This window comes from Bacteroides sp. CACC 737 (assembly GCF_013874375.1).
In the GTDB taxonomy this organism is placed as follows: Bacteria; Bacteroidota; Bacteroidia; order Bacteroidales; family Bacteroidaceae; genus Bacteroides; species Bacteroides uniformis.
In genome coordinates this window covers 4,271,709-4,296,921 of the sequence record NZ_CP059408.1, presented here as the reverse complement: position 1 = coordinate 4,296,921, position 25,213 = coordinate 4,271,709, and the positions used below count along the sequence as shown (strand labels likewise).

The window sequence follows — 25,213 nt, the reverse complement described above, 5'->3', positions numbered from 1 at the left end:
AATGTATCAATCCAATGTCTTGCAATACCAACGTGAAATACGGATCATCACTCCAAGTCCGGCAAGGCTCTTTATGAAATAAAACTGATTTCTTATCCGATGTAGCTTGCCTCTCATTCCCTTAAACGGACCATGAACGACCTCTACCATTTTTCCCGGTTTTGTTTCAGCCTCGTCATTACTGATAAAACATGTATCGGAAAAATTGGGGTCACAAAGGGTCCGGAATTCAAGCATTTCCTTATCAGAAACCTCATAACAGTCCTGTGTTTTTTCTTTGCGGAGAATATATATAGGTACCGGACTTTCAGAAAGGAACTCCAATATTTTTTTCTCATTGTCATCCTTTTGGAGAAAGACCAGATTGTGTACAACCGGTAATAGTACCCGTTTATGTTTACCTTCTCTGGTGACCTTCTCCTTGTACATCATGGGAATAAAATAGGTCTTGCCTTTTGAGGCCAAATAATCGCCAACCTTCAATTCCTGACAATTGAAAGTATAAAGTATGTACCAGACTGGTAACAAGAATAAAAAGACTTTATTATTTTATTAAAAAGGCGACAATGCAAAATTTGTTTAAGAATATAACCTTACCTCCGGTCTATTGTAATCAACAGCCGTAATATAAAAAACAATAAGGATACAGTCTTACCAAACCTACATTGTACAAGAGACATACATGGAATATCTCACAAATTAAAGGAGTAGAATTCCGTAACGGCTGCAAAAGTATATTATTAATCCAACACTGGCAACTAAAATGATGAAAAACTAAAAGAAGAGATTAAAAAACAGAAGGAAAATAGCAATTAAATCGCGGTTTTATATGCTTCCTCAAAATTAGTGCTGTGTATATTGATTGCTGAACTTGGAAAAGTTACAAAGATGGAAATCAAAGCCAGTGCCAGATATTAAATTAGTATACTGATTGGGGATGATTCGACGAAAACAAAAAGAGGAGAGTGAACTTAATTGCCCGGTCTCCTTATTCTATCATTACCTAAATCAACACTTTTCAGTTCTAGGAATCGCCAACTTCTGTATTCCCATTATCATCCATACAGATACGACAAAAGGTGCGGTCAGAGTGGTAATCCCCAAGCTCATTCCTATAATCTGCAATACAACAGACAGCAAGACGGAACATGAAGCCCATACAAGACCTTCCCAACTTTTATCTCCTAAAGCTATGGCACACAATACACCGTTATAGCCCATCAGGCCCATATTCAACGTTTCAGTATCTATCCCAGCAAGACAGCCAAAGGAATAGGAAGAAGTGCCCCTAATACAGTATAGAAGGTAGCAGTCCGTGAATTGATAAGAATACCAACAAGAAAGAATAGGCCAGTCCATATATTTCCTTGAAACATTACCTGACCGATACAAAAACTGAAGGTCTGAAAGTAGTTGATTCCTTGTGTAGTATTAGTAACCGTATCAGAAACCAACAGAATATCAGGAACTATCCAGGTGCAAAATCCCAATAATATCCACACAGAAAGGATGAAAGGTGCTGTAAATCCAGGAAGTGAACGTTGGAAGCTAAAAAGTCGTACTATCCAGGTTGACATACATGAAGCTACAGCCATCAATAACAGGGAACCCAAAGACAGTTCCATGAAAACTCCGACTGCTATTCCCACCAATGTACCGTTAAAACCATACAGTCCGTCCTTTATATCATCACGTCCATAGCCGGAAAAATAAGCTGTCAATGTACTTATCATATTACCACTCAAAGCCAATATTCCCATTTCCCATGAATTTAGGAATATTCCAATCAGCATCAACAGACCGGAAAACGCATTATTCTGGAACATCACTTGCCCTATTCCACGACCCAAAACAAGCAATGAGTCATCCACCGAAACTATTTTCATAGATCAATTAATCTAAAGAAAAGTCTTTGGACGGTTTGAAGTGGGGAACATCATGGGCCGGAACAATCATGGTAGTATTCTTAGTGATATTCCGGGCCACTTTCTCTGCACGGTGTTTCAAGATGAAGCTGCCAAATCCTCTCAGATACACATTTTCTCCGCTTGCCAAGGACGCTTTCACACTCTCCATGAATCCTTCCACTATCTGAAGTACTTCTTTTCTACCTGCTCCCGTTTTCAGGGAGATCTCATTTACAATTTCTGCTTTTGTCATAATCTTATCCGTTTTTTAAAGGGTTGCAAAGATACGGAAATTCATCCAATACCAGAAAATATCCGGATATGATAAGGGGTTTGCCTACTCTATTCTGAATTCTGCCACCATAAACCATTTTTCTTTAGAATCATAAAAACCTATTTCCTTATATACCCTATAGTTTCCAGGTCTGTTATCATTAAAAAGAGGATAAAGATTTGCTGTAAATTGATATTTTTCCCCTTGTCCAACTCTAATGCCTATATCAGTCCAAGCATTGTCGCCATTCAGTAACAGCCATTGGTTGCCTTCTTTACGTGCCACCATATAATCCTCTCCAAAGAACAGGACTTCGGAATTATTATTATTCAGATCCACCGACACACTTTTCGTGCCTACCGGATAAACAGCGCTATCTGTTTTCATAGATATTTGCAGAGTATCCAAGAATGCAGGTGCTGTAAAAGGTGTTGCTGATTGAATTCTTCCATGATTGATAGCCGAATAACTAACAACTTTTCGCCTGAACATTTCCTGAAAATACAGTGAATTGTTCATTAATGATACTCCAATAGTATCATTGTCATAAATACCTGTACTTTGAATGTTTTGTGCTGTAGTATCTTTTTCATCATCCATTCTGTCCATCCAATAATCATCAATCCGTTTTCTGATTTGTTCAACTCCTTTCGTATCCACCATTTCAAATTCAGCATAAGCCACTTTCGTATTCCTATTGAAGGATTTGTAAACACGATATTTCCCTGGACGATTGGGCACTTCAGAAGTATAAAGTCTGATTGTCTGCTCATGGGTGGGACAGTCCGGTGGAAATATCCATAAAACATCATTCCTGATCGGATTGGTCGGTAGCGCTTCCCATTTTTTTTGCCTTTCATTGTAATAGGTAAGACTGTAACCTTCACCACAATCATATTCATAACGGGAGTGGTTGGTTATGATTACTTTTACTTCCGTTGTCGATAACGGATAATAGTCATATTCAGCACGCATTGAAAGGGAATCAGGGTTTATGGCTTCTCCTTGATGAATATCCCGTGGTATAGGACTCAGCACTATATTTACAGACTGTCCGAGAGAATCCTCTTTTATCGGAATGATCTCAGGACCAAATGTGATATCCGACATTATATTGAATTCCAACAACGGAGAATCAAAAACATCTTTCTTGAATGCCGATTTAAAGGCCTCAAAAGAATCTTCCGGTATATCCAGAAAGTCAATGGACACTTTGTCTTTGGTCAGACCTGCCCCTGAACAATGAAAGCGTTGTTGCAGGATGGCATCGGATTTAATAATGCTGTCCACATACCGATGTAAAGCGTATAGTTCCTTTTGTAAACGAATGCTGTCTGTTTTCTCTCCCTGTCCTTTCCTGGAAGAATCGGAATGGCAAGAGCAAAATAGTATCAACGATATAAAGAGTAAATATTTCATCGTTATCTTCCATTGGGTTAATATCACATCGCCTTATCAAGTTATTTCTGATGTCACTCGGATGAAGTTATTTCAAACTCCGCATAGGCTACTTCTTTGGCATCTCTATTATAGAATGTTTTATAAATTCGGTATTTCCCCGGACGATTGGATATTTCAGAAGTACAGAGTTTGATTGTCTGCCGATGAGGGGGATATTGGGGCAGCAATACCCAACCAATATCCTCAATAGTTGGATTGGCAGATATTGTTTCCCATTGTCGTTTGCTGCCATTATAAAAAGCAAGGCTGTAGTCATTTCCACATGTGTACTTTTGCCGGGAGTGATTGGTGACAAATATTCTCACTTCCGTAGTTGGCGGCGGATAGCAGGCATATTCAGTTTTCATGGAAAGCGAATCGGGATTCATGTTTTTCCCGATTGGAATATTACAGGGTACCGGATGCAATGTCTGTCTCATTGATTGTGGGGCTTGGGGGATCTCTTTTGTTTTATCCAGCCTGAAAGTTACCGGAACTGTATATTTCACCTTTACAGCTTTCCCTTTCAATGTTCCGGGTTTCCATTGGGGAAGCGTTTTTATGATACGTAATGCCTCTTTATCTAAAAAAGGGTCAACACTTCTCACTATGTTAGGTTCTGTTATGTGACCGTCTTCATCTACAATAAATTGAACAGTAACCCTTCCTTGTATTCCCTTCTTCCGTGCTTCTGCCGGATATTGCATATTGCCGTTGATGAATTGCAACAGTTTATCCATACCACCGGGAAATTCTGGCATTTGGTCGACTACATTATAGATTGGTTGCCCAACAATTTCCTCTTCCGGCGGTAAAGTATCTTTCTGCCGGTTATCGGAATGCCTTCCCAAAAGTTCAATAGTATTATTTTGTAATTGGAATTCAGCCATTAAAGTATATTTTCTGTTATATCTTCTTATTGTAAGAAAAAAACGATAACGGCCGGGAATATGCCTGAACAAATCCGCATTATAATAATGTGTATTGCCTTGAAAAAGTACAGTTTCTACATCAAATACAACAAGCTGCATAGGAACTTCTCTCCATATACCTTTTTCATCCTCATAAGTGTAGTCGTAATATCCCCCAAAGTTAATCTCAGTTCCACTATTGTTATGTAATACAAAAGTCACTTGTTTCTGTCTGGTGGAATATACAGGGTATTCGGGATGCAAAGACAATCCGAGGGTATCATTTATTCCTATGCTATTGTTTATGGTATCCACAATCGGATTATGTTTAGGTTTGCTTGTACATCCGACCATCAAAACACAGAGCAGTATGGTTACAAATATCATTTTCATGGCATACTTTCATTATTTCAGGTAATTTGACTAGTGGGAGATTCAAATCTTATCGGGAACGTGAACCTTACTTTCAGATTCACTCCATGCTGATTGCCGGGTTTCCATTTTGGCATTATCGAAACGATACGTAATGCTTCCTCACATAAAGCGGCATCAGCACTCAGTACAGGATTGACGCTACGGAAAATTCTGGGCTGTATCACACTTCCATCCTTGTCTATAACAACCTGTACAATAATCCTGCCTTCCAGTCTGCTTTGTCTTGCAGCTTGTGGATACCGGATATTCTGTCTTATAAACTCCATCAGTCCAGGCATACCACCAGGAAACTCAGGCATATTCTGAACAACATCAAATATATCATCCTCGCCTGAAGGTGCCTTATAATCCGAAGACCGTGCGGGGCCTACTGGAATAGGTTTGTCCCTGGACGAAACCTGATGAGAGGTATAGGCTTCAAACCATTGATGGATTGTATAATAACATTCCTCATTCTCATTATAGGCCCTGATTTTCAAAAGATAATCACCCGGTTGACAGTTATCAGGGAAATCAACACCTATCTCGGCTATTTCCCCTTTTTCAAGACAAAGGGCAACCGACTCCTTATCCACGTCCTTATCGGGAATCTTATGTAAATTCTTCTGTTTATCCTCCAGATAGAAATCAGCTTCACCTTTATATATCAGATTATATTTAGGACTGACAATGGAAATATAAACCTTGCCTCCGGAAATGCTTGTACCATTTACTATGATATCCTCACTTCTTTCATGGTTTATCCGGTTTTTATGCTTGCCCAAAGAAACTTTGACCACTCCTTCTGTATCATCTATCAAATGTCCCCATTTTACAAGCCTCGCATTCTTTGCAGGAGGAGCGGTATCCACGGGAGGAATATATTCAATTTCGATGGCTCCTGTATCTTTCGGATCTTGTTTGGGACCCTCTTCAACTATTATGGGTTGAGTCCGATTGTATTCTTTAGGCAATACAGTATAGAGTCCCTGTTCATCTTTCAATATTTTATGACTGCCCGATTCCAACCATTTATTCCATTCATTGAACAAATCGGATATGAACAGGTACAAATCTTCTGAAATATGGATTTCTTTACCGGATTTGATATTGAATTTCAGTCTGTCATTCTCCACAGAAAGAAACTTCCTGGCTCTATCCAACGCTTTCAGGTAAACAATCTGGTTAAAGGCGTAGTTCTTGTTGAAACCTTCTCCTGTATACATATCTATTGCAGCATAGGACATTGTCCCTCTTGCTCTAAGGAAAGTGGTATCGGTTATAGAAGACTTATACCTGTTCGCCTCTTTCCATAAATTCTCTCTCTCAAGTTTTATCAGACTGTCCGTTTCATTATCTACAGGAGATATTTCCTCAAAGACCGTGTCAGTAACATCAGCGTGGCTCTCTTTATTACTTTTTCCATTACAACCGGTCAGAAAAAGACAACATACTAGAATATATAGCATCTCTGTTTTCATATGTCTATAGTATTAATGGTACCTCCCATTGATTCATGAAACTTCCTTAAAGATAGAGATATTATCCGGATTTTGAATAGCATTTGATTCCTATTTTTCGATACCCTGCTTTAAAACAGTTCTTTTGGAGGCAGGTATAGGTATAAGATATAATCAGGGGGTTGGCAGAGCCGGAAGTATGGAACGTAGTGAAATGTTATACATAACTGGAAGACAAGGTGGAATAAATAAGTGTGCAAATGATGTACAAAAGCTTAAATAGTAAGCATTTATGTAAATAATTTATTCCATCCTACGGCTATGTATCATACTCATACTTCGTCTGTACTTCTGTCTCTGACTTACCCCTGATTATATTACTATGATGGTTGATAAAATATTTCCATGAAACGGGTAAGGCAAATGAGAGTGTTTATTTATCACCATATTCTTAACCGGATAAGTTCTTGTACCTAATCTAATATGTGGGAGAAAGCCCATCCCTAAAGGAATGGGAATGAATCATTCCCTTATATTACACTTTTTTTGACTTTCAATATATCGGATGATAGCACTTTCTGAATAGAATCGGCTCCACAAAGCAGGTATATGGTTCTTCAAGTGAATAGACTCTTCCCAGACTTTGAAGGATGTATATCCTTTCTGTCGGGAGACAATATGCGCCGGAGAATCGGACGAAGTAGCCTTGATGAAGAGGCATACACGATCGGGCATGACTTCCATCTTTTCCAATTACCATCCGTTCTTTGCGCTACTCTCTGACAAAAGCTGCTTCAACTGGGTTTCCACTTCGCCAGACAATATCTTTCTCCGGTATTTTGAACACCAGCCAGCTTTCCCACATCGAAAAGACACAGAAAAACTTGAAGTATGACTCAATCAGCAGGAATTATGGTCCCCTTCAAATCCAAAGATGGAGGACTGCACTTATAAGCAGGGGCGATACAATCTCCGAAAAAGAGAGGACACCACACCCAGAGTAAATCCACAGCTTGCAGTAAAACTGGTGTTTCAAGAATTGAAGCGTGCGGAAGCCTGTACAATGCGAATAGAGGACGTAACGGAAAGAAAGGTATAAGTGGATATGTCGGAACTTGAAAAAGCCGAGATAGAGATAAGAGAGGTATTGAATGAATATTGCTAAGAAGTAAATAGTTTTCCTCCACTTAGTCTTATATGATGATTTATCAAAAGTTTAGATTAGGATGCCTTTTTCCATAAGTATAAAAAGCCCCATGTCGCAAAAATAAAAAGAGGTAATGCAGCAATTATAAAACTGTTATGTTCCCATGTGGCAGAGCCAAATAAGCATATGAATAAAACGTATGCTATAATTAAATATATTTTTTTCATTGGGATGATTTTCGTTATAGTTTTTAACAGTGGCATTCTCCGCTTTCTTGTTAGAGTAGTCTTACTTTTCTTCTTTGAAGTCAATTAAGTGAGTATATTACAAGTAGAAAATGATAGATGCTATAAATGATGTTGCAATGGTACCAATGCTTAATCCTTCAAAATAGAGACTGAAACAAAGATATATTACAAAGAAAATTGCAGTTTCAACCAATATGTTTTTCTTTATACTCATAAAATTTTAAAGTCAATTTGTAAATGCTTGGCGAAAGTATAATCGTTAAAAACAAATTGTTATTAATGTTTGTAAAGTTTCACCTATTTAAATTCCGTTAAGCATTCAAATGAATGGTAATGTAGAATAAATTGTGTCATACCGGTCTATTATTGATTTTACATATGCAACATTTCCGGGTATTCAATTTGACCAATGAAAAGTAAACGGGACGCAATCAATTTTTTTTCCTTTAAAACCTATTCTTTTTAAGTGATAAACCCAATATTAAGAAAAAAAGTTGATATTTTCTCTCTTTCGTCAGATGTAGGCTCACGCCGCCTGAGTGAGTAGTATAATAGATATCTTATAGTATAGTTATTATACAATTGGCTTTCAGTTTACTCTTACACGAAGAAGCTGCCAATGTTTACAGATAAGACCAGGGATATTCTGTTTTGGGTGTGTAAATGCCAACTCCAAGGGGGTAGATATAGCTTTCAGGGGTGTAAAACGTTCAAAGTATCGATTGGCTCAGAATTCAGTACAATACGATTATTAGATTATACGTCAATGATTTACGTAATAAAAACTGTCTATCCTTAGAGTGTGTAAAACGCATACACACCATATATGACATAGAGAAGCCGGTTCTTTCATAATCCATCGGATACATACGGCATGGAAAGGCTAATAAAATATTCAACAATTCACTATGTATCCGTTCCGCTCCACGATGAACAGTTACAATAGAGAGTCCGGTTAAAAGTCCATAATCAGGAAGTGTACTATAGTTCATATTTTCATAGCCTTTTTTATGACCAGCCGTAGAAACCATAAATCCTGACCTGCTGCAAATATTGGATAGGACAGCAGAATATCATTGCATTCTACCGGCTGAGGACAAGAAGGCATGGGACATTACTTTTAGACAGAAACTATTGAGGGTAGGAGTAAATATCAATTGGAGAGATAAAGGTTTTAGGGTACTTCGTCCCCTTCTACAGTGGAGAAGATGAGGAGGTCGTTTTGTCTGTTTACCGTTTAATTGGATATAACAAGTCAAGCCTGCAATATTTTTATATCTCCTTCTCATGCTTTGGGGGTTAACGGAACGCATCACTTTTTTTCTCTATAAAACCTATTCTATTTAAGTGATAAACCCAATTTTAAGAAAAAAGTTGATTTTGGAATATAATATATTTTCTTCTTTCGTCAGTTGTAGGCTCACGCCGCCTGAGTGGGTATTATTAAGATATAAACAATAGTGAATCCTATCATACAATCTGCCTCCGGTCAACTGTCCAACCACTGCCATGCAACATTTTTCATAATAGAATATACTATGTTCAGATAGTATTGCTGCAATAATAGAATTGTACCTTGAATACCATATCGGATATAAACAGATAACAATCCGGACAATAAAAAGGGAGGTTGCAAAGCTTCATATTCTTATAATAGGAGAGACACACCCTACTGGATACTGTGCTGGACATGAAGAATTTCACCACTTCCTGAAGGTGTGCTTTCTTGGGAACAATAACTTAATTAATAATTTGAAAATGAAAGAGAATACTAAAAATCAGAGAGGTGCCGGGAAGATTATTCCACTGCACCCAAATTTTACAGAGCTGACAAATGATGTCAGCAAAGATACCGGAGTTCTATATGGTCAAAAGAGAAAGGAGGTACGCCATGCCGAATTGGGCTGATGTGGAATACAAGTGTGTCGGTGACCCGAAGGAAGTAAGGTCGCTGCATAAGGTGTTGAAGTATATGGACGACCGTAAGACTTCAATCATAGAGAACGATTTTGGAAAATGGTGGCTGGGGAATCTGGTTGACAGGCTTGACGGGGACTGGACGACGTTCAACTGCCGTGGGGAGATAACCGGTTATAGGCTGGACGGCAACGTGCTCACGATCAATCATTATACGGCATGGTGCGAGCAGTCCGGACTCAGAGAAAACATTGAACGGGCATTTCCGTCCGTCAAGGTGTATTACCGTGACTGTGAGCCCGCAAATTGTGTCTGTTCTACCAATGATACGACCGGCATGTATTTTCCGGAACCTTACTGCTTGGCCTCCTTTGACAACCAACCGGAGTTTTTCATGACTATCGGAGAGGCCGCCCGACATGTCTCCGGGATAGTGAGGAAAAGGGTGCCCTCTAAGATGAAGGCTATAAACAATGCCCTGAAGGGATATATGAGATTGCCGAGTAATCAGGATATGTCATATTCCTTCCATGAAATCAGGATAGTGACATAGAATCGATAAATACAAGAGAAATTGGGTTTAATGCCCGGTTTCTCTTATTTTTTTTGGTTGTGAAACAGTATATTTTTAAGAATGATCCTCCGGAAATGTGCCTCCGTTCATTATCCTATATCCTATGACCACTTTGGAAGGCTGGCTTTGGATGCTACTTCTCGGAAAATGCAGATGCGTCATTCAACAATGAACCGGAGGAAGTAACCATACCGCAGGGAATCACGAGGATTGAAGACATGGCTTTTCAAGGATACCCTAAACTTTCAGCTTTCCCAAGTATCCCTTTCCCTTTGATGCGCTTGTCTTTGACCGCTGTAGTTCCCTATAATCACTAGTCATATCAAGAAAGAACACGCGCTCTGTGGAAACCGCAAAGCGGCTGAGAAAACGGCTATAACCTGCTCCTTACTGAGTTCATGTAAGGAACGTGATGTCAATGATAGGTAAACCTCCTTATTATCCGGCTCTCAAATCAGATAGAGACCTGAAGGAGCTGCTGCCGGATGTATGGAAGAAATAATCGGGACAGTTCCGGGAAAATGCAGGAAAAAACGAGACTGCCACTCAAAAACAACCCTGAGACAAGTTGGTATATAAAAATTAAGATGCACTTACAATGGAGTGCATCTTACAGATAAATCGAATACACAAGATGTAGTTGAGCAGTCGCTTACATTTCTCGGAAAAATAAGTATTTTTAGGTAAAAACGATTATCGCACATTTTTTAAATTATTAATATATGTTATAAAAATAAATATTTCAAATTATACATTTACCTTTAAATAAAGATATAACAATAAATTAGGTAATTTTGCAATTATGCATCGTAAGTCTATTGCAAATATCATTGGTCAATATATTATCATGAATCTAAATAAACAGACAAATAAAAACAAGAGAATAACAATGAAGTTATCCACTATATGCTGTATAATTTATCTTTTTATATATTGTGGCAATTTATATGCACAACACACATCAAAGCTTTATTTCAAAACATTGGATATATATAATGGCCTTTCTCACAATAGTGTATTAGCTATTATGCAAGACCGACAAGGATTTATATGGTTCGGAACCAAAGATGGACTGAATCGTTATGATGGAATAAAGTTCAAGATTTTTAAAAAGGAGAATTCTACTCTTGGAAACAACTACATCACTACTCTCACCGAAGATTCTCAAGGTAATATATGGATAGGAACTGATGTGGGAGTGTACATCTATAATACAGAAACGGAAACATTCAGTCCATTTCGAGTAACTACCCCTCAAAAGGAAAGTATTCGGTCCACCATTACTCAGATATCAATAGAGGAAGGAGGAGACGTCTGGATTGCAGCGGACTTCCAAGGCTTGTTCTGTTACAATATACATAAACATACACTCACCAACCAACTGCCCATACATAAGAGAGGAAAAAATATTCCCCTTCCAAACATCAATCATTTTTGGAAAACAGGAAAAAAGTATTGGTTAGGGTTGTATGACAATAATCTCTATTATTCCGAAGACAACTTCCGAACATTGTCACCATTTAAAGATGTCAATGGAAATGAGCCATTCAAAAATGATAATATAACAGTACAAATCAAGGGAAAACACCACTACCGATATATAGGTTCTGTCAACGGACTCACAGAAGTAAATTTAACTACTCATAAGACCCGTAGATTAATCAACGGATATGTACGTACATTATGTTATAGGTCAGACAATGAATTATGGATAGGAACTGAAAATGGATTGTATATCTATAATACAGAAAAAGATACTTGTTTACACATTACTGCACCGGAAAACAATACTTCTTACGCCATGAGTGACAATGTCATTTATGCTATCTGCCATGACCGAGAAGGAGGAATGTGGCTAGGAACTTACTTCGGAGGAGTCAACTATTATCCTTACCCCTACAACCATTTTGAGAAGTTCTATCCTGAAAGATACCACGGATTCGGAAAAAGGGTAAGCAAATTTTGTGAGGCCAGTGATGGTAATCTATGGATCGGTACTGAGGACAAGGGGCTATTTTATTTTGATCAAACCAAAGATAGCATCATCCCTTTCAAACATACATATCTATCAAGTAATGTACACGGATTATGCCTAGATAAAAACTGGTTATGGGTAGGAAACTTTTCCGGCGGGCTAAGCCGAATAGACTTGTGTACAGGAAGAGTGAAACATTATAGTAAAAGCAATGTACTAAATGGGCTGAACACTAATGATATATTTGCTATAAAAAAAACGACTAGAAATACATTATGGATAGGTACTATACATGGGTTGCTACAATATAGCTATGATACAGATGACTTCAGATCCGTGCCACAATTAGAAGGGTGTTGTATATACGATATCCTTGAAGATTACCAAAACAATATCTGGGTGGCCACTTATGCCAATGGAGTCTATCGTTATGATATCCATAATGATACCTGGAAGTTTTTCAGAAATGACCCAAACGATCCTTCTTCACTTCCTTATAATAAAGTAACTGATATCTATGAGGACAGTAACCGGCAGCTTTGGTTCTTGACACAAGGAGGAGGTTTTTGTCGATACGTACCTCAAAACGATAGTTTTGTTTGCTATAATAGCGAAGATGGATTTCCAGGCAACACCTTCTACTGCATGCAAGAGGATGATCAAAAAAATTTATGGCTCACTACTAACAACGGATTAGTGTGTTTCAATCCTAACAAGAATTACAAGCGAATTTATACTGTAGATGATGGAATCCTAACCAACCAGTTTAATTATCAAGCCAGTTACAAGGACACTGAAGGACAAATCTATTTTGGCTGTATCAATGGATTCATACGATTTAAGCCGAGTACTTTCACAGATAATAACTTCAATCCACCTATTGTCATTACTGACTTATCCATCCTTAATAAGCCGGTAAATGTCAACTCAAGACAATCTCCCCTTAAGAAAAGCATCTGTTTATCTGATAAGATTGAGTTACAAGCAAACCAAAATTCGTTCTCATTACACGTAGCAGTTTTGGGCTATCAATCCCCCAGTTTACACCAACTGGTTTATTGTTTAGAAGGTTTCAATGAAGAATGGTATGAAGTGGAATCTACACATATCATCAACTACTCACATCTACCCTACGGTACCTACACTTTGCATCTGAAGAATACCTATAAACCGAAATCAGGAGAATACATTCATAAAAAATTACAGATTTGTATTCATCCTCCATTCTACCTTTCGGTTTGGGCATACTTGCTGTACATTTTTTTTACAATAGTTGTCATTATTATCAGTTTAATAATAATCCGTAAAAAATATATAAAGAAACGACAAACTCTGGTTGAAAAAATTGAGCGCAAAAAGGAACATGATTTATATAATGCCAAAATAGAATTCTTTACTCATATTACTCATGAGATACGTACTCCGCTAACTCTCATTAAAGTACCTTTGGAAAACATACTTGCTACTCCGAAAAATATCCCGGTACAAATGCATGAGAATCTGCAAATCATAGATATGAACACCAATAGATTGCTCAATTTGGTAAATCAACTGCTTGATTTCCAAAAAGCAGAGACATTGGGTGTAAAACTACAATTGGCAGAATGCAGAATAGATATTATTCTGGAAAATCTCTATAAACAATTTCTCCCATTGGCTGAGTCACAAAATATAGAATATATCATTGAACGACAAGAAGATATTACCACATATGCCGACAATGAGGCTATCACCAAAATTATCAGTAATCTTTTCAGCAATGCTATTAAATATGCAGAAACCTATCTACACATTCGTCTGTGGACTGAAGATGGTCACTTTTTGTTATCCATGTGTAATGACGGACCAGAAATCTCCCCTGAAATGAGAGAGGAGATATTTAAACCCTTCGTACAATGCAGGGAAAAAGCATCCGGTACTGGAATCGGACTTCCGCTGGCACGTTTATTGGCAGAATTGCATCATGGCGCTTTAACATTAGATCCCAATACTGCACAAACTCGATTTATCCTTTCTATTCCTATCATCTCAACATGCCCCACTTCATCTCAGATAACAAAAGAATACAATATTATTGAACAAGGAAAGACTGGAACCTCTTCTCTGCCACAGTACACCATCATGGTAGTAGAAGACAATAAAGAAATGTGTACATTCATTGCTCATCAATTATCTGCCACTTATCATGTATTAGTAGTTGCAGATGGTAGGGAAGCAATCTATTTACTTGAAAATGAAAATATAGACCTCATCATATCGGATGTTATGATGCCCGATATAGATGGACTGAAATTATGTCATCTACTCAAATCTAATTTAAAATTTAGTCATATTCCGCTAATATTGCTCACCGCCAAAGTTGATTTACAAGATAAAATTGATGGCTTGAAATGCGGAGCTGATGCCTATATGGAAAAGCCTTTTTCCATAAAACTATTACATGCCACCATCAATAATCTATTGGAAAACCGTGAAAAACTGCGAAACAACTTTCTACAATCTCCTTTCGTATCAGCCAAATCCATAGGATTGAATAGTGACCAACGGGAATTCTTACACAAGCTTGCGCAAATAGTGGAAGAACATATGCAAGACCCAGATTTCAATTTGGAACAAATGGCAGAGCTAATGCATGTCAGTAATTCCACTTTGCATCGTAAAGTTAAAAGCACACTTAATATAACTCCTAATAATTATATACAATTAGAACGCCTGAAAAAAGCAGCCTATTTGTTCAGAGAAGGAAATCATCGAATTAACGAAGTAAGCCAGATGGTAGGATTCAACTCTTCTTCATATTTTGCTCAATGTTTTCAGAAGCAGTTCGGTATGTCGCCTAAAGAATTCGTCGACCATTTGTAAGGTCTTTCATAATATCAACAGTATATTTCATACATATGCTATGGCAAGAAGTTACTTTTTCGCAAAATAGGGATAAATTTAAAACGACTTTTTGTTCTTACAGTAAATTTCATGTGTTAGTGTGATATAAAATCAGAAAATAACCAGTTACCTGTCATTAATAAATTTGATATCAATAGCTGTTTTTAAAGAACAGTAGGCAACAATAGCCACAAGGGATTTACAATGAAACTACTAAAAAATGGTATATGAGGTGTTCAATTTATGCAATGTTCTTCAGTTTATCATTGACGGTTTCCATTAATGCTCCTTTTCTGAGCAAAATCTTACCGACTTATATTCATCAAGGAGTTCCTATTGTTTTTAGCTTTAGTAACAAACTGTATGCCGTTGAAAAAATAAGCTTTTACATATGGTCTAACCGACATATCCTTTGTATACACAATTTTTTCTTTCTAATATTTTCAAGAACTTAGCTTATTTCAATGTCTCCCAATTATTTACATTCTTCGAGGTGAATATAAATTAAGTATTTCTTCTTTGTCATTGATAAGTATGCAACTTGAATCCGAAGAACCGTTCCATAAAACATTTTCCACGTAGGGCAAGTCCTTCGAGAGTTTTGTGAATCAATATCCGTTAGTTACGGAGACATACAGGAGAGTGGAGTTGATAAAGCCAATTTCGGTACAGATTCCCAATAAAACTTTCTTAATGAAAAAGGTCAGAGGAAGCAAGTCTTCCCTTTTCTATCCCACAACACGATTATAGGATACACATCGTGGAAACAAGCCCTTCAAGTGTTTGCAAGCATGCTTCTTTTAATAATGCTTGAAGTAGCAAAAAAACGGAATGGAATAGGATAAGAATCACCATTATTTCGACATCACTCATATGGTTGGACTTGTTACGATACATAGTTTTCTTATCTTCAATCATATATTTTTCCTATTACTACAACACAAATTCCTTACAAAAATCATCAACCATACAATAAGTCTCTGTAACTTTAGAGTCTAAGAACATAGTGATAATCGTGTTAAAGTTATAATTAGTCACTATAAATTTGTCACTTTTACCACTATGTCCTTAATTTTCAATAAACTATTTATTTACTTATATCGTATTTACATTATTTAATGGTTGGCGCCTTCTGGGGGTTATGGGAAGGATGATTGCCCTGCACCATAGGCCATCCATCCTTCCAATAAATACGGTCCAACAATAACACTCGCCCATCCTCCGGTCTGGCAACATTATAAGCATGATACATAATCCATTCGTTTCCACTATCATCGTTCACAATCTCTGAATTGTGTCCTGTTCCCACAAAATAATCGTTATTGGAAATTAGCACTTCGTGCTTATTATCCAACATACGTTCACCTTTCCGATTTACATAAGGACCCCAGTAACTATCCGAACGCCCCACTACAGTAGTATAGGAAGAATTCAGTTCATCGCAACAGCTCCCCGTAGAAGCAAACAAGTAATAATGAGCATTATGTTTGTGTATCATTATGCCTTCATAAGCATCTCCTGCAAGTTTTACTGTTTTACATCCTGCTTTCACACTAAGACCGTTATTACTCAACTCCACTGCATACAGCCCATAGAAACTTCCCCAAGAAAGATATTTCACTCCATCTTCTTCAAAATAATGAGGATCAATGCTGTTACCTACTTTGATTTCTTCTGAAGTGAAAAGCTTACCTTTGTCAGTGTAAGGTCCTTCCGGTTGATCGGCTATTGCCACTCCCACTCCATTTTTCCAGTGCTCACCCCATTCAGAGAGTGCATAGTACATCACATAATGATTACCACACTTTGTCACATCAGTAGCCCAAATATCACCTTTCGTCCACTTGGGAGTAATATCAAATGCCCAACGATTACGACGCTCCCAATTGACCAAATCCGGTGATTCTAAAACCATAGAACCAGAAAATACGTAGAACATACCATTGTCTCCCCGTACCACCGACGGATCTGGAGAATTTTCAGCATAGACTGGATTCTTGTAAGTAGCTGTTACCGACTTTATAGAGATATTTCGTTTTTCCTGAGAACTTGTTTTTGTTGTACAAGACGTACACACAAAGGAAACCATAATAAATAGCAACAACAAATTTTTCATATCTTCTCGTTATCTTTATTTATCAACTATTGGAGCCTTGGCACTAACAGATGGAGTACCATCATTGACATAAGGCCATTCGTCCACCCATTTTACCATGTCCATGCTGACACTTCGGCCATTGTCCCCAGTAGCCCAAGGTTTATAATAAGCATGATAAATCATCCATGTCTGCCCGGCATCGTCTTCCAGCAATATAGAATTATGCCCAGTACCTTTAAAAACATTATCCACACTACTTCGAAGTACCACTTCATGCCGATTGTTTAGCATTTGTTCTCCAGCCTTATTTTGATAAGGACCGAATAGACTTTTCGAACGCCCCACCACCGTTTGATATGTACTCTTGATTCCTTCACAGCAAGAGCCAATAGAAGCAAACAGATAATAGTACCCGTCCCGTTTCCATACATTAACACCTTCATAGGCATTACCAGCAATAAGTTTCATGGTTTCTTTCTTTGCCGTGATAGTCATATCATCTGCCACACTCAATTCTACGATATATAGACCGAAGAAACTTCCCCATAACATATAATGTTTGCCATCCTCTTCATAATAGAATTGATCAATAGAATTTTCTACTCCCATTTCTTTGCTGGTCAATACATAACCTTTGGGAACAAAAGGTCCTTCTGGCTTGTCAGACAAGGCATATCCAACTGTACTAACCCAATGTTCCCCCCACCGTGCCAACGAATAGAATAGAACATATTTCCCTTTAATATAACGAATTTCTGGTGCCCAAAGGCTGGCCTCTGAGGCAGAAACTTGCGCAGGAAATTGAGGGCGAGTAATATCCGTGAAAGCGGTACCGACGAACTTCCAGTTCACCATATCTTGGGAATGATATATAGGTATATTACGTGTATCTTCCGTTCCATACAGATAGAAAGTTCCATCAACTGCACGAATGGCTGTAGGATCGGGAACAGAAATATTAATAATGGGGTTCCAATAACGTTCTTCCTTTATTTCGCTTTGTTCTTCTTTTGAAGATAAATTGTGACTTTTACAGGATATCCCACATAGGGATACTAGTAGCATCAAGATAATTTGATTGATTTCTGATTTCATAATTTTAAAAACAAGTATTAAAAGTAAAATTGGGTACTTTTTGACCAACCTGAAAATGTTCATTACACAGACAAAATCCGTAATGATGTGACAAAACCATGATAAACTGACCAGATAGCAAAGCAATCGGCTTTGCCACATCTTTCTGCAATGACATTATTCACCATAGAAATAGACCTCGGAAAGATTTATCTGTCCGTCAGAACGTCTGGAGTCTAGAAAGCACAACTTCACGTACCGTCCCTTCATCGGTGTAATATCTGCAATTAATTCGTCGGTACTACGTTCTGCAAAACATCTACCTGCTGATACCCAATTTTTTTTGTCTGAACTGATGAATACTTCATAATTTTGCACACACAGTCCCCAATCGCTATTATTCCGTTGAATGATTCCGACTTGTGTAAACATATGTTCGCTTTTTGTATCGAAAACAGCATAATGGCTTTCATTCGGATGATTACAGAATGGACCGCTTTGCCAGCTCGTATGCCAGAAATTATCGTGGTTACCATCCAGCACATCCATGATGCGACCAGTCGTACCTTCACCCGTCATTTCTTCAGAACAAGCTTCGGCAGTCCATCCCGAACGGTCAAGCCGTTTGCCCAGTAGCCTTACTATTGGAGCATAGAGATTTGCCTCAGCGGATAGCTCAAACCTCGAAATATTGGCAATACGGATAGGAAGCATAAAACAGCCGGATTTTCGATTTCCAAAATCAGAAATAGAAATGTTTATAGAAACATTCTGCATATTCGAAGACAAAGTCACGTTTTCATCAATACTATATGAACCATCGGCAGGTATCTGGTAGTTTGTGTTGTTGTTGTTATTATATTCCTTTACGTAATTTTTATCCACTTTAATGGTGGCATTGATGTCCCACTTGTTGGTTACTTCCAATAAGCCAAAAGGTACTGAAGTGACAAATGTGCCAGATGTATAATCATGATTGATGATTTGCGTTCCAGTTTTTTTAAAGCCAGCCAGCAATGTCATAACATCGTTTATCAGTAAAGTATAGTCTCTTTTATCAATGTTGATCGAATCGTTCTCACTTACAGCAACAAGCGGAAGGAGCCAGCGAGTATTTACTTCGGAAGGGAGTTCCATTATCTCTTTTAGTTTCTCCGGATTGATTGCGACAGTAACTTTTTTAGAAATATCAGAGGAAGCAAATGTCAGTTCAGATGGTTCATAAGTAAATGTTTCAGATGGAATGATTTTATAAGGAACCCCTTGATTATTGGAATATTTTACATCAACATCACTTTGTGACATTACATCAATACGGACATGAGCCTCAAGTGATGGGTCACTGCCAGCCTTGCATACTGTAAATGTATAAACATTATCTTCACCTGTATTGTAAAGTGTAACCTCTTGTTCTCCACTTTCCTGTATGTAAAGAATTTTATGATATTCAGTAGGAAACCAATCTTGTATGTCTATATTGTCATTGCAAGCCGACAGCAAGAAGGGCAAAATCAATGTTATTTTTACAACTTTCTTCATAGTCTTTTTATAATATTAATTACATTTTATTGGGCAAATCAAGTTAGAAAGGATTACCATACTTCCTATCCATTCTTTGATTTATTAATAGTAAGGAGCTTGTACCAGTTGTGGATTAGCGTAGACTTCAGAATTAACAACCGGATATAAGTACATGCGGTCGTTCCACTTGAATGGCTGGTCGATAACTTCAATTTGGTTGAATTCTTCAAACGTAGGATTAGTTACCATACAGTTCAACTTGCGATAATGGCTTTTGCTCATATATTTGTCCCCCTCTACGTTGCGGCGAATTTCTAATTGGCGACGAGCTTCAAAATAGAATTCGGAGAAGATCTCGTTGCGTACGGCTTCCAGCAACTGTCCATTTCCACTCATTTCACTTTCACAGAAAGCCTTCAGACCCGCACGGGTATGTACTTTATTCAGGTAGCTTAATCCTTCATCCAAATGGTTGTTCTGCCGGGCACAGCACTCAGCATACATCAAATACAAGTCGGCCACACGAAATAAAGGGAAGGGATGATCATATCCCAGCGCCAGATTGTTGTTGCCATCAATACCTGTATAACGTGCATTGGGATGTACCATTTTCTTGTTTAAAAATCCCGTCTGCGACTGATTGTTAGCCCCAAAATTCGGATTGTAACCATTCTCTTGACTGTTTTTCATATCCAAAATAAGCGGAGCACCGTTTTTGATAACCGGAGAATATTCATCGCCATCAAAACCAATATAGGCATAAAAACGGGGCTCGCGGTTTACATAGAGATTGACAATGTCCGGATTATTGAGTCCGGCAGACTTAAACCAGTTTTCTTCAGAAGGAAAGTTCTCATCTTCGGAAGGCACTTTCCCATTGGCCGTGAGAAAGTGCTCTACAGTATAGAGCGTAGGGCTTATCCATCCCCATCCCCCGCGCAAGATACCATTTTGATCAGTGATAACATAGTGTGGCATGGAAGCATTATCCACATCGGGAGCAATATCTAACATTCCCCAGATAAACTCAGAACTCCCTTCATTGGGACCTGCCACTGGCACATAGCGCATCAACATCACTCGTTTGGCAAACTCTTCACCTTCTGGAGTAGTGGTATCCAGACCAGGTATTTGCGGCAATGGGATATTATCAGCAAGACGCCGAGCCTCTGAAGCTTCCAAATCATACAGTTTATGTCCGGCAGCATCAGCTTCACGTATAGCCTCCAAACATGCTACTCGTGCTGTTTCCCATTTTTGAGCGTCATAAGTACGACTTACCAGCTCTGTTCCATAGCCCGGAGTTTCATACTCTTCGTTGCTCCATGTCGGATGTGGGAACTCTCCGTTATAAAGTGGTGAAGCAGTCAGCCAATAGGCCCTTGCTTTCAAGAACTTAGCCATTGCTTTTGTTGCACGTCCATAATATTGTGGATTACTGTGGGCAATCGGTAAGTTGGCATAAGCTTCGTCGCACAAGTCCGCAATATACTTGGCACAATAATCAATATGTGAACGTCCAGGCAAATCTTCTTTTGAAATGTCCATTGGCAACATCACATCCATAATGGGAATAGGGCCATATTCTTCCATAGCTTTGTAATGAAAATAAGCCTTGAGAAATTTAGCTTCAGCAATATACTGTGCGGCATCGGATGGATTTAGCTCAACTATTTCCGCCTCACTCAAATCTCGAATGAATTGGTTACAATAGCCGATAGCGTCATAATAATTTATAAAGGCCCCGTAATAGGTGTTGGCACCTGAAGGTTGATCCCACTGATAGCGCTGCCAATCTGTGTTTTGAGGGGCCAATGCAACAAATTCATCACTTCCCTGCCGCAAGTTGAACGGGCGAAAAACCCTTATTAAATTATCATATTGTATAGGACCATAGCAGCTATACAGATACTTCAAGGCATCTACTTGTGTCACGAGCATGTCATCTTTATCTACTGTTTCCGCTGGAGATACATCCAAATAGCTACACGAAACTATTACGGGCATCAGGAGAGCGGAAGCAATGGCTACATACATTTTAGATTTAAATCTATTCAGTTTCATATTAAATATCGGTTGATTCTGTTTTGTTCTTAATTGTTTTTCCATGACTCAAGTTTTAGAAGTTCAGTTGTACGCCAATGTTGAAGGTTCTGCTTAACGGATACATGTTGTAGTCCAGTTCAGGATCCCAGTACTTGAAAGGTGACCATACGGCCAGGTTGTCTCCGCTAAAATAAATACGGCAATACGAAATTGGCCGATAACCTATTTCCAGCGTTTTAAAGCGCAAGAAATTGCCGTTCCTCATCCACCAACTACTGGGCTGTAAGTTATTAGCTATTTGCGCTTGCGAGATACCCATACGTGGCCATACAACATTAGTATTGTCTCCATCAGCTGTCCAGTGACTGTCGGCAATCCACTGCATCAGGTTTGTACGTCCATGATGTTGTGTTTGTACGAACGGGTAAATCCTATCTCCACCATCCATAAGACGGATACTTCTTTTGGCCGAACCATTGAAGAAAATATTGGCATCAAACTTCTTCCACATCACACTGACTCCAAGGCCATACTGGATACGGGGGGGCCAGCCATAAGGAGACAAGACCACTTTATCTTCCTCGCTAATTTTACCGTCACCGTTTACATCACGGTACTTGATGTCTCCAGGCATCACGTCGCTACCAAAGTTGTTTTGGACAGCATGTGAGTCAATGTCGGCTTGATCTACAAACAGCCCTTCGGCAATATAGCCTCGTACACAGTCCAACGGTTTTCCGGTTTCTGTTTGCCATACATAAGGATAGTCTGGTTCGTCCTTATATACGTACTTATTCTTTGAATATGTATAGTTGACACGGAGGTCTACTGCCAAATCGCGGTTAAGCTGTTTTCTCCAGTTCACACTCAGCTCCACACCTTCATTATCCACGCGCCCCATGTTGGCCCACGGAGTGGCTACTTCATAACCCAGAATCCGTGGGAAAGACGCACGGTTCAGCAAAATGCGGTCTCTTTTATACTTATAATAATCGAAGATCACGTCCACTTGATTGAAAAATTGCATATCCACACCAATATCAAACTGTTTGGAGCGTTCCCACGAAGCATTGGTTATGGGATAATCTTTTATGCGTAATCCTGTGTAACTTTGGCTATTGGAGTTATTCGTGCCGGATTTGAATCCCCATCCTCCGGATAGGTCAATGTCATATTTGTAGAGGAAGTGTGGGGCGCCACTAGCCAATCCAGTTTCATCGCTACCTACCAAGCCATAGGAAGCCCTCACTTTAAAATGGTTCAGATATTTTCGTATCGGCTCCCAAAACTTCTCACCGCTAATAACCCATCCCAATGAAACGGCCGGAAAGAACTCAAAACGTTCACCTTTAGCCATACGTTCAGTACCGTTGTAACCAAAGTTGAACTCAACCAAATACTTATGGTCATAATCGTAGGTGAAACGGCCGGAAAATGTTTGATTGCGGTTAGGCAACACATTATTTCGGAACTCACGCATCATGTACATCAACATACCGGTCACTCCATGTTTACCAAATGTACGACTGTAGTTCAGGCGTGTATCAAAATAGAATGTCTGGTCACTCTCTTTCGAAATACCCGATTCGTTAAGATAGTCCGAACCTTCTTTTAAACGTTGCAACTCATAGTAGTCTGGATTGTCTGGTGACCAGCTTCCGTCCACTACCTGATAATAATAAGGAGACATGGAACGTGTGTAGTAACTTTTTGACCAATTCTTAAAGTTCACCAGTCCCGTCAGAGAGAGTCCTTCGGTAATGAAGTCCAACTGTTGTTCAAGATTCAAAGTGACGTGCATCATATTCTGATTGTCTTCCTTGAACGAGTTGAGCATATTAGCATAAGGATTAGGATATAAATCCTGTCCTTGTAAAAACCCGCTACCGAAATAGATACGGGATTTGTCATCTGTAGGATAGTAGGCCGGGAACTGTACCGGATTGTTTAAATAGAGTGAACCGAAAATATCTGCTGAACTTGTATTGGGTGATTTGGAGTTGGTTATCTGTGCATTCATTCTCAATCCCAATGTTGTAGTAGAGGTTACCTTATAGTCAATATTATTTTGAAATGTGTACATCCATCGATTGTAATTGTTATTCATCGAATAATTCTGCGGTACATTTAGAATTCCGTTATCGTGGTTAGCCTGCAAACTGATATAATAGGTAACTCGTGATCCACCGCCTTGGATGTTAATATTGGCACGCTGATTTTGTGACATTTTATTGAACATCAAATCCTGCCAATCTATGTCAGGGTAAACATATGGATTGATACCACTTGCTGTATAATTGATTTTGTCATCCGAATAAGATGGTGTTTCATTTGGGTTGCGGCTCAATTGGGCCTCATTGTAGAGTTTCATATAGGTAGTGCCATCCGCATACTTCACCATTTTGGTCGGTTTTAGGAAAGAATGTTCATATGTCACATTGATTTTGGCTTTTGTGTTTTCCATTCCAGCTTTTGTAGTGATCAGCATCACACCATTGGCTCCACGTGTACCATAAATGGCCGTTGCCGAAGCATCTTTTAGGATGGAGAAGCTCTCAATGGTTTCTGGGGGGATATTATTTAAATCACCTGATGAAATCTCTACACCATCTAACAGAATCAGTGGAGTGGTACGGCCGCCGAAAGTACTGATACCACGGATGTAGAACGAAGATGCACTACCTGGTTCACCACTGCCGGTTGTAGCTATCACACCTGCCAATTGGCCTGCTAAATTATTGGTTAATGAAGAACTGGGAACTTTTAGTGAGGCACCTTTTACTGCGGTTATGGCTCCAGTTACTGACACTTTTTTCTGGGTGCCGGCACCCACTATTATCACTTCACTCAACACTTCATTATCAGGCATCAGTCTTATATTGACAATCCCCTGATCCGTGATATATATTTCTTGAGTTTTATATCCTATATAGCTGATCTCAAGTGTACAATAAGAGTTGGGAATAGAGATAGAAAAATTTCCGTCTACATCTGTGACGCCTCCATATTGAGTACCTTTTACCTTAATCGTAGCGCCTATTAACGGCGTATTATCACTTGCATCCACAACATTTCCTTGCAGGGAACGTTTCACCGAATCTATTACAAACTTCTCTTCATTGGATAAAAAAGCGATATCATACCCATCTGCTGTGGCATAAACTCCCGTTAGCGGAAACGGAAGTATGGATAATGCCAATAAGCTTTTTTGAATAAATCTACATTTCATACATTAGCATAAATTTTAAGTTAACAGTTATTTTTTAATTTCTCAAGTCTAGAAGAACTTGAACGAAATTTGAAGTAAATATAGGAAGGAGATTT

The 25,213-nt window shown here is 38.6% G+C and carries 13 protein-coding genes and 1 pseudogene; 2 read left to right on the top strand and 12 right to left on the bottom strand.

Features of this window, described 5'->3' with window-relative positions; genetic code table 11:
• Positions 1-6: 6 nt before the first annotated feature.
• The 7 genes and pseudogenes from H1A11_RS17775 to H1A11_RS19805 all read right to left on the bottom strand — a co-directional run bounded on the left by H1A11_RS17775 (position 7) and on the right by H1A11_RS19805 (position 7,150).
• Entirely contained in the window at positions 7-528 is a 522-nt protein-coding gene (locus H1A11_RS17775) for a UpxY family transcription antiterminator (protein WP_181757542.1), read from the bottom strand.
• A 480-nt stretch (positions 529-1,008) separates the two neighbouring features.
• A pseudogene (locus H1A11_RS17770) lies at positions 1,009-1,793 on the bottom strand (urea transporter).
• A 100-nt stretch (positions 1,794-1,893) separates the two neighbouring features.
• Entirely contained in the window at positions 1,894-2,160 is a 267-nt protein-coding gene (locus H1A11_RS17765; protein WP_131225478.1) for an HU family DNA-binding protein, read from the bottom strand.
• Positions 2,161-2,244: 84 nt separating this feature from the next.
• Positions 2,245-3,600, bottom strand: a complete 1,356-nt coding sequence (locus H1A11_RS19340) for an immunoglobulin-like domain-containing protein (RefSeq protein ID WP_255461480.1) — start codon at positions 3,598-3,600, stop codon at positions 2,245-2,247.
• A gap of 53 nt (positions 3,601-3,653) precedes the next feature.
• Positions 3,654-4,925, bottom strand: a complete 1,272-nt coding sequence (locus tag H1A11_RS17755) for an energy transducer TonB (RefSeq protein ID WP_131225480.1) — start codon at positions 4,923-4,925, stop codon at positions 3,654-3,656.
• A 17-nt stretch (positions 4,926-4,942) separates the two neighbouring features.
• Positions 4,943-6,427 carry an energy transducer TonB gene (locus H1A11_RS19335; protein WP_255461479.1) on the bottom strand — a complete coding sequence of 495 codons (1,485 nt, stop codon included), beginning with the start codon at positions 6,425-6,427 and terminating at the stop codon, positions 4,943-4,945.
• A gap of 501 nt (positions 6,428-6,928) precedes the next feature.
• Positions 6,929-7,150 (bottom strand): transposase, encoded by a 222-nt coding sequence (locus tag H1A11_RS19805; protein WP_227201756.1) that lies wholly within the window; start codon positions 7,148-7,150, stop codon positions 6,929-6,931.
• 2,485 nt (positions 7,151-9,635) lie between these two features.
• Here H1A11_RS19805 and H1A11_RS17735 point away from each other — a divergent pair.
• Together H1A11_RS17735 and H1A11_RS17730 are read left to right on the top strand one after the other, a co-directional pair.
• Positions 9,636-10,271: a hypothetical protein gene (locus H1A11_RS17735; RefSeq protein WP_227187387.1), complete on the top strand. Its 636-nt coding sequence runs from the start codon at positions 9,636-9,638 to the stop codon at positions 10,269-10,271.
• A 910-nt stretch (positions 10,272-11,181) separates the two neighbouring features.
• Positions 11,182-15,129 carry a hybrid sensor histidine kinase/response regulator transcription factor gene (locus H1A11_RS17730; RefSeq protein ID WP_181757541.1) on the top strand — a complete coding sequence of 1,316 codons (3,948 nt, stop codon included), beginning with the start codon at positions 11,182-11,184 and terminating at the stop codon, positions 15,127-15,129.
• 1,132 nt (positions 15,130-16,261) lie between these two features.
• Here the strand turns inward: H1A11_RS17730 and H1A11_RS17725 are convergent.
• The 5 genes from H1A11_RS17725 to H1A11_RS17705 form a co-directional block, all read right to left on the bottom strand.
• Positions 16,262-17,266, bottom strand: coding sequence for a family 43 glycosylhydrolase (locus H1A11_RS17725; protein ID WP_181757540.1), 1,005 nt, complete (start codon positions 17,264-17,266; stop codon positions 16,262-16,264).
• 15 nt (positions 17,267-17,281) lie between these two features.
• Positions 17,282-18,343 (bottom strand): family 43 glycosylhydrolase, encoded by a 1,062-nt coding sequence (locus H1A11_RS17720; protein WP_181757539.1) that lies wholly within the window; start codon positions 18,341-18,343, stop codon positions 17,282-17,284.
• Between the two features lie 156 nt (positions 18,344-18,499).
• Positions 18,500-19,861 (bottom strand): BT_3987 domain-containing protein, encoded by a 1,362-nt coding sequence (locus H1A11_RS17715; protein ID WP_181757538.1) that lies wholly within the window; start codon positions 19,859-19,861, stop codon positions 18,500-18,502.
• Between the two features lie 84 nt (positions 19,862-19,945).
• Positions 19,946-21,907 (bottom strand): RagB/SusD family nutrient uptake outer membrane protein, encoded by a 1,962-nt coding sequence (locus tag H1A11_RS17710; protein WP_181757537.1) that lies wholly within the window; start codon positions 21,905-21,907, stop codon positions 19,946-19,948.
• 55 nt (positions 21,908-21,962) lie between these two features.
• Positions 21,963-25,118, bottom strand: coding sequence for a TonB-dependent receptor (locus tag H1A11_RS17705; RefSeq protein WP_181757536.1), 3,156 nt, complete (start codon positions 25,116-25,118; stop codon positions 21,963-21,965).
• Positions 25,119-25,213 lie beyond the last annotated feature (95 nt).

Coding starts and splice junctions, on each gene's coding strand:
- H1A11_RS17725 (WP_181757540.1), bottom strand. CDS start 17,266: ATGAAAAATTTGTTGTTGCTATTTATTATGGTTTCCTTTGTGTGTACG.
- H1A11_RS17710 (WP_181757537.1), bottom strand. CDS start 21,907: ATGAAACTGAATAGATTTAAATCTAAAATGTATGTAGCCATTGCTTCC.
- H1A11_RS17735 (WP_227187387.1), top strand. CDS start 9,636: ATGATGTCAGCAAAGATACCGGAGTTCTATATGGTCAAAAGAGAAAGG.
- H1A11_RS17715 (WP_181757538.1), bottom strand. CDS start 19,861: ATGAAGAAAGTTGTAAAAATAACATTGATTTTGCCCTTCTTGCTGTCG.
- H1A11_RS19340 (WP_255461480.1), bottom strand. CDS start 3,600: ATGAAATATTTACTCTTTATATCGTTGATACTATTTTGCTCTTGCCAT.
- H1A11_RS19335 (WP_255461479.1), bottom strand. CDS start 6,427: ATGAAAACAGAGATGCTATATATTCTAGTATGTTGTCTTTTTCTGACC.
- H1A11_RS17720 (WP_181757539.1), bottom strand. CDS start 18,343: ATGAAATCAGAAATCAATCAAATTATCTTGATGCTACTAGTATCCCTA.
- H1A11_RS17730 (WP_181757541.1), top strand. CDS start 11,182: ATGAAGTTATCCACTATATGCTGTATAATTTATCTTTTTATATATTGT.
- H1A11_RS19805 (WP_227201756.1), bottom strand. CDS start 7,150: ATGGAAGTCATGCCCGATCGTGTATGCCTCTTCATCAAGGCTACTTCG.
- H1A11_RS17765 (WP_131225478.1), bottom strand. CDS start 2,160: ATGACAAAAGCAGAAATTGTAAATGAGATCTCCCTGAAAACGGGAGCA.
- H1A11_RS17705 (WP_181757536.1), bottom strand. CDS start 25,118: ATGAAATGTAGATTTATTCAAAAAAGCTTATTGGCATTATCCATACTT.
- H1A11_RS17755 (WP_131225480.1), bottom strand. CDS start 4,925: ATGAAAATGATATTTGTAACCATACTGCTCTGTGTTTTGATGGTCGGA.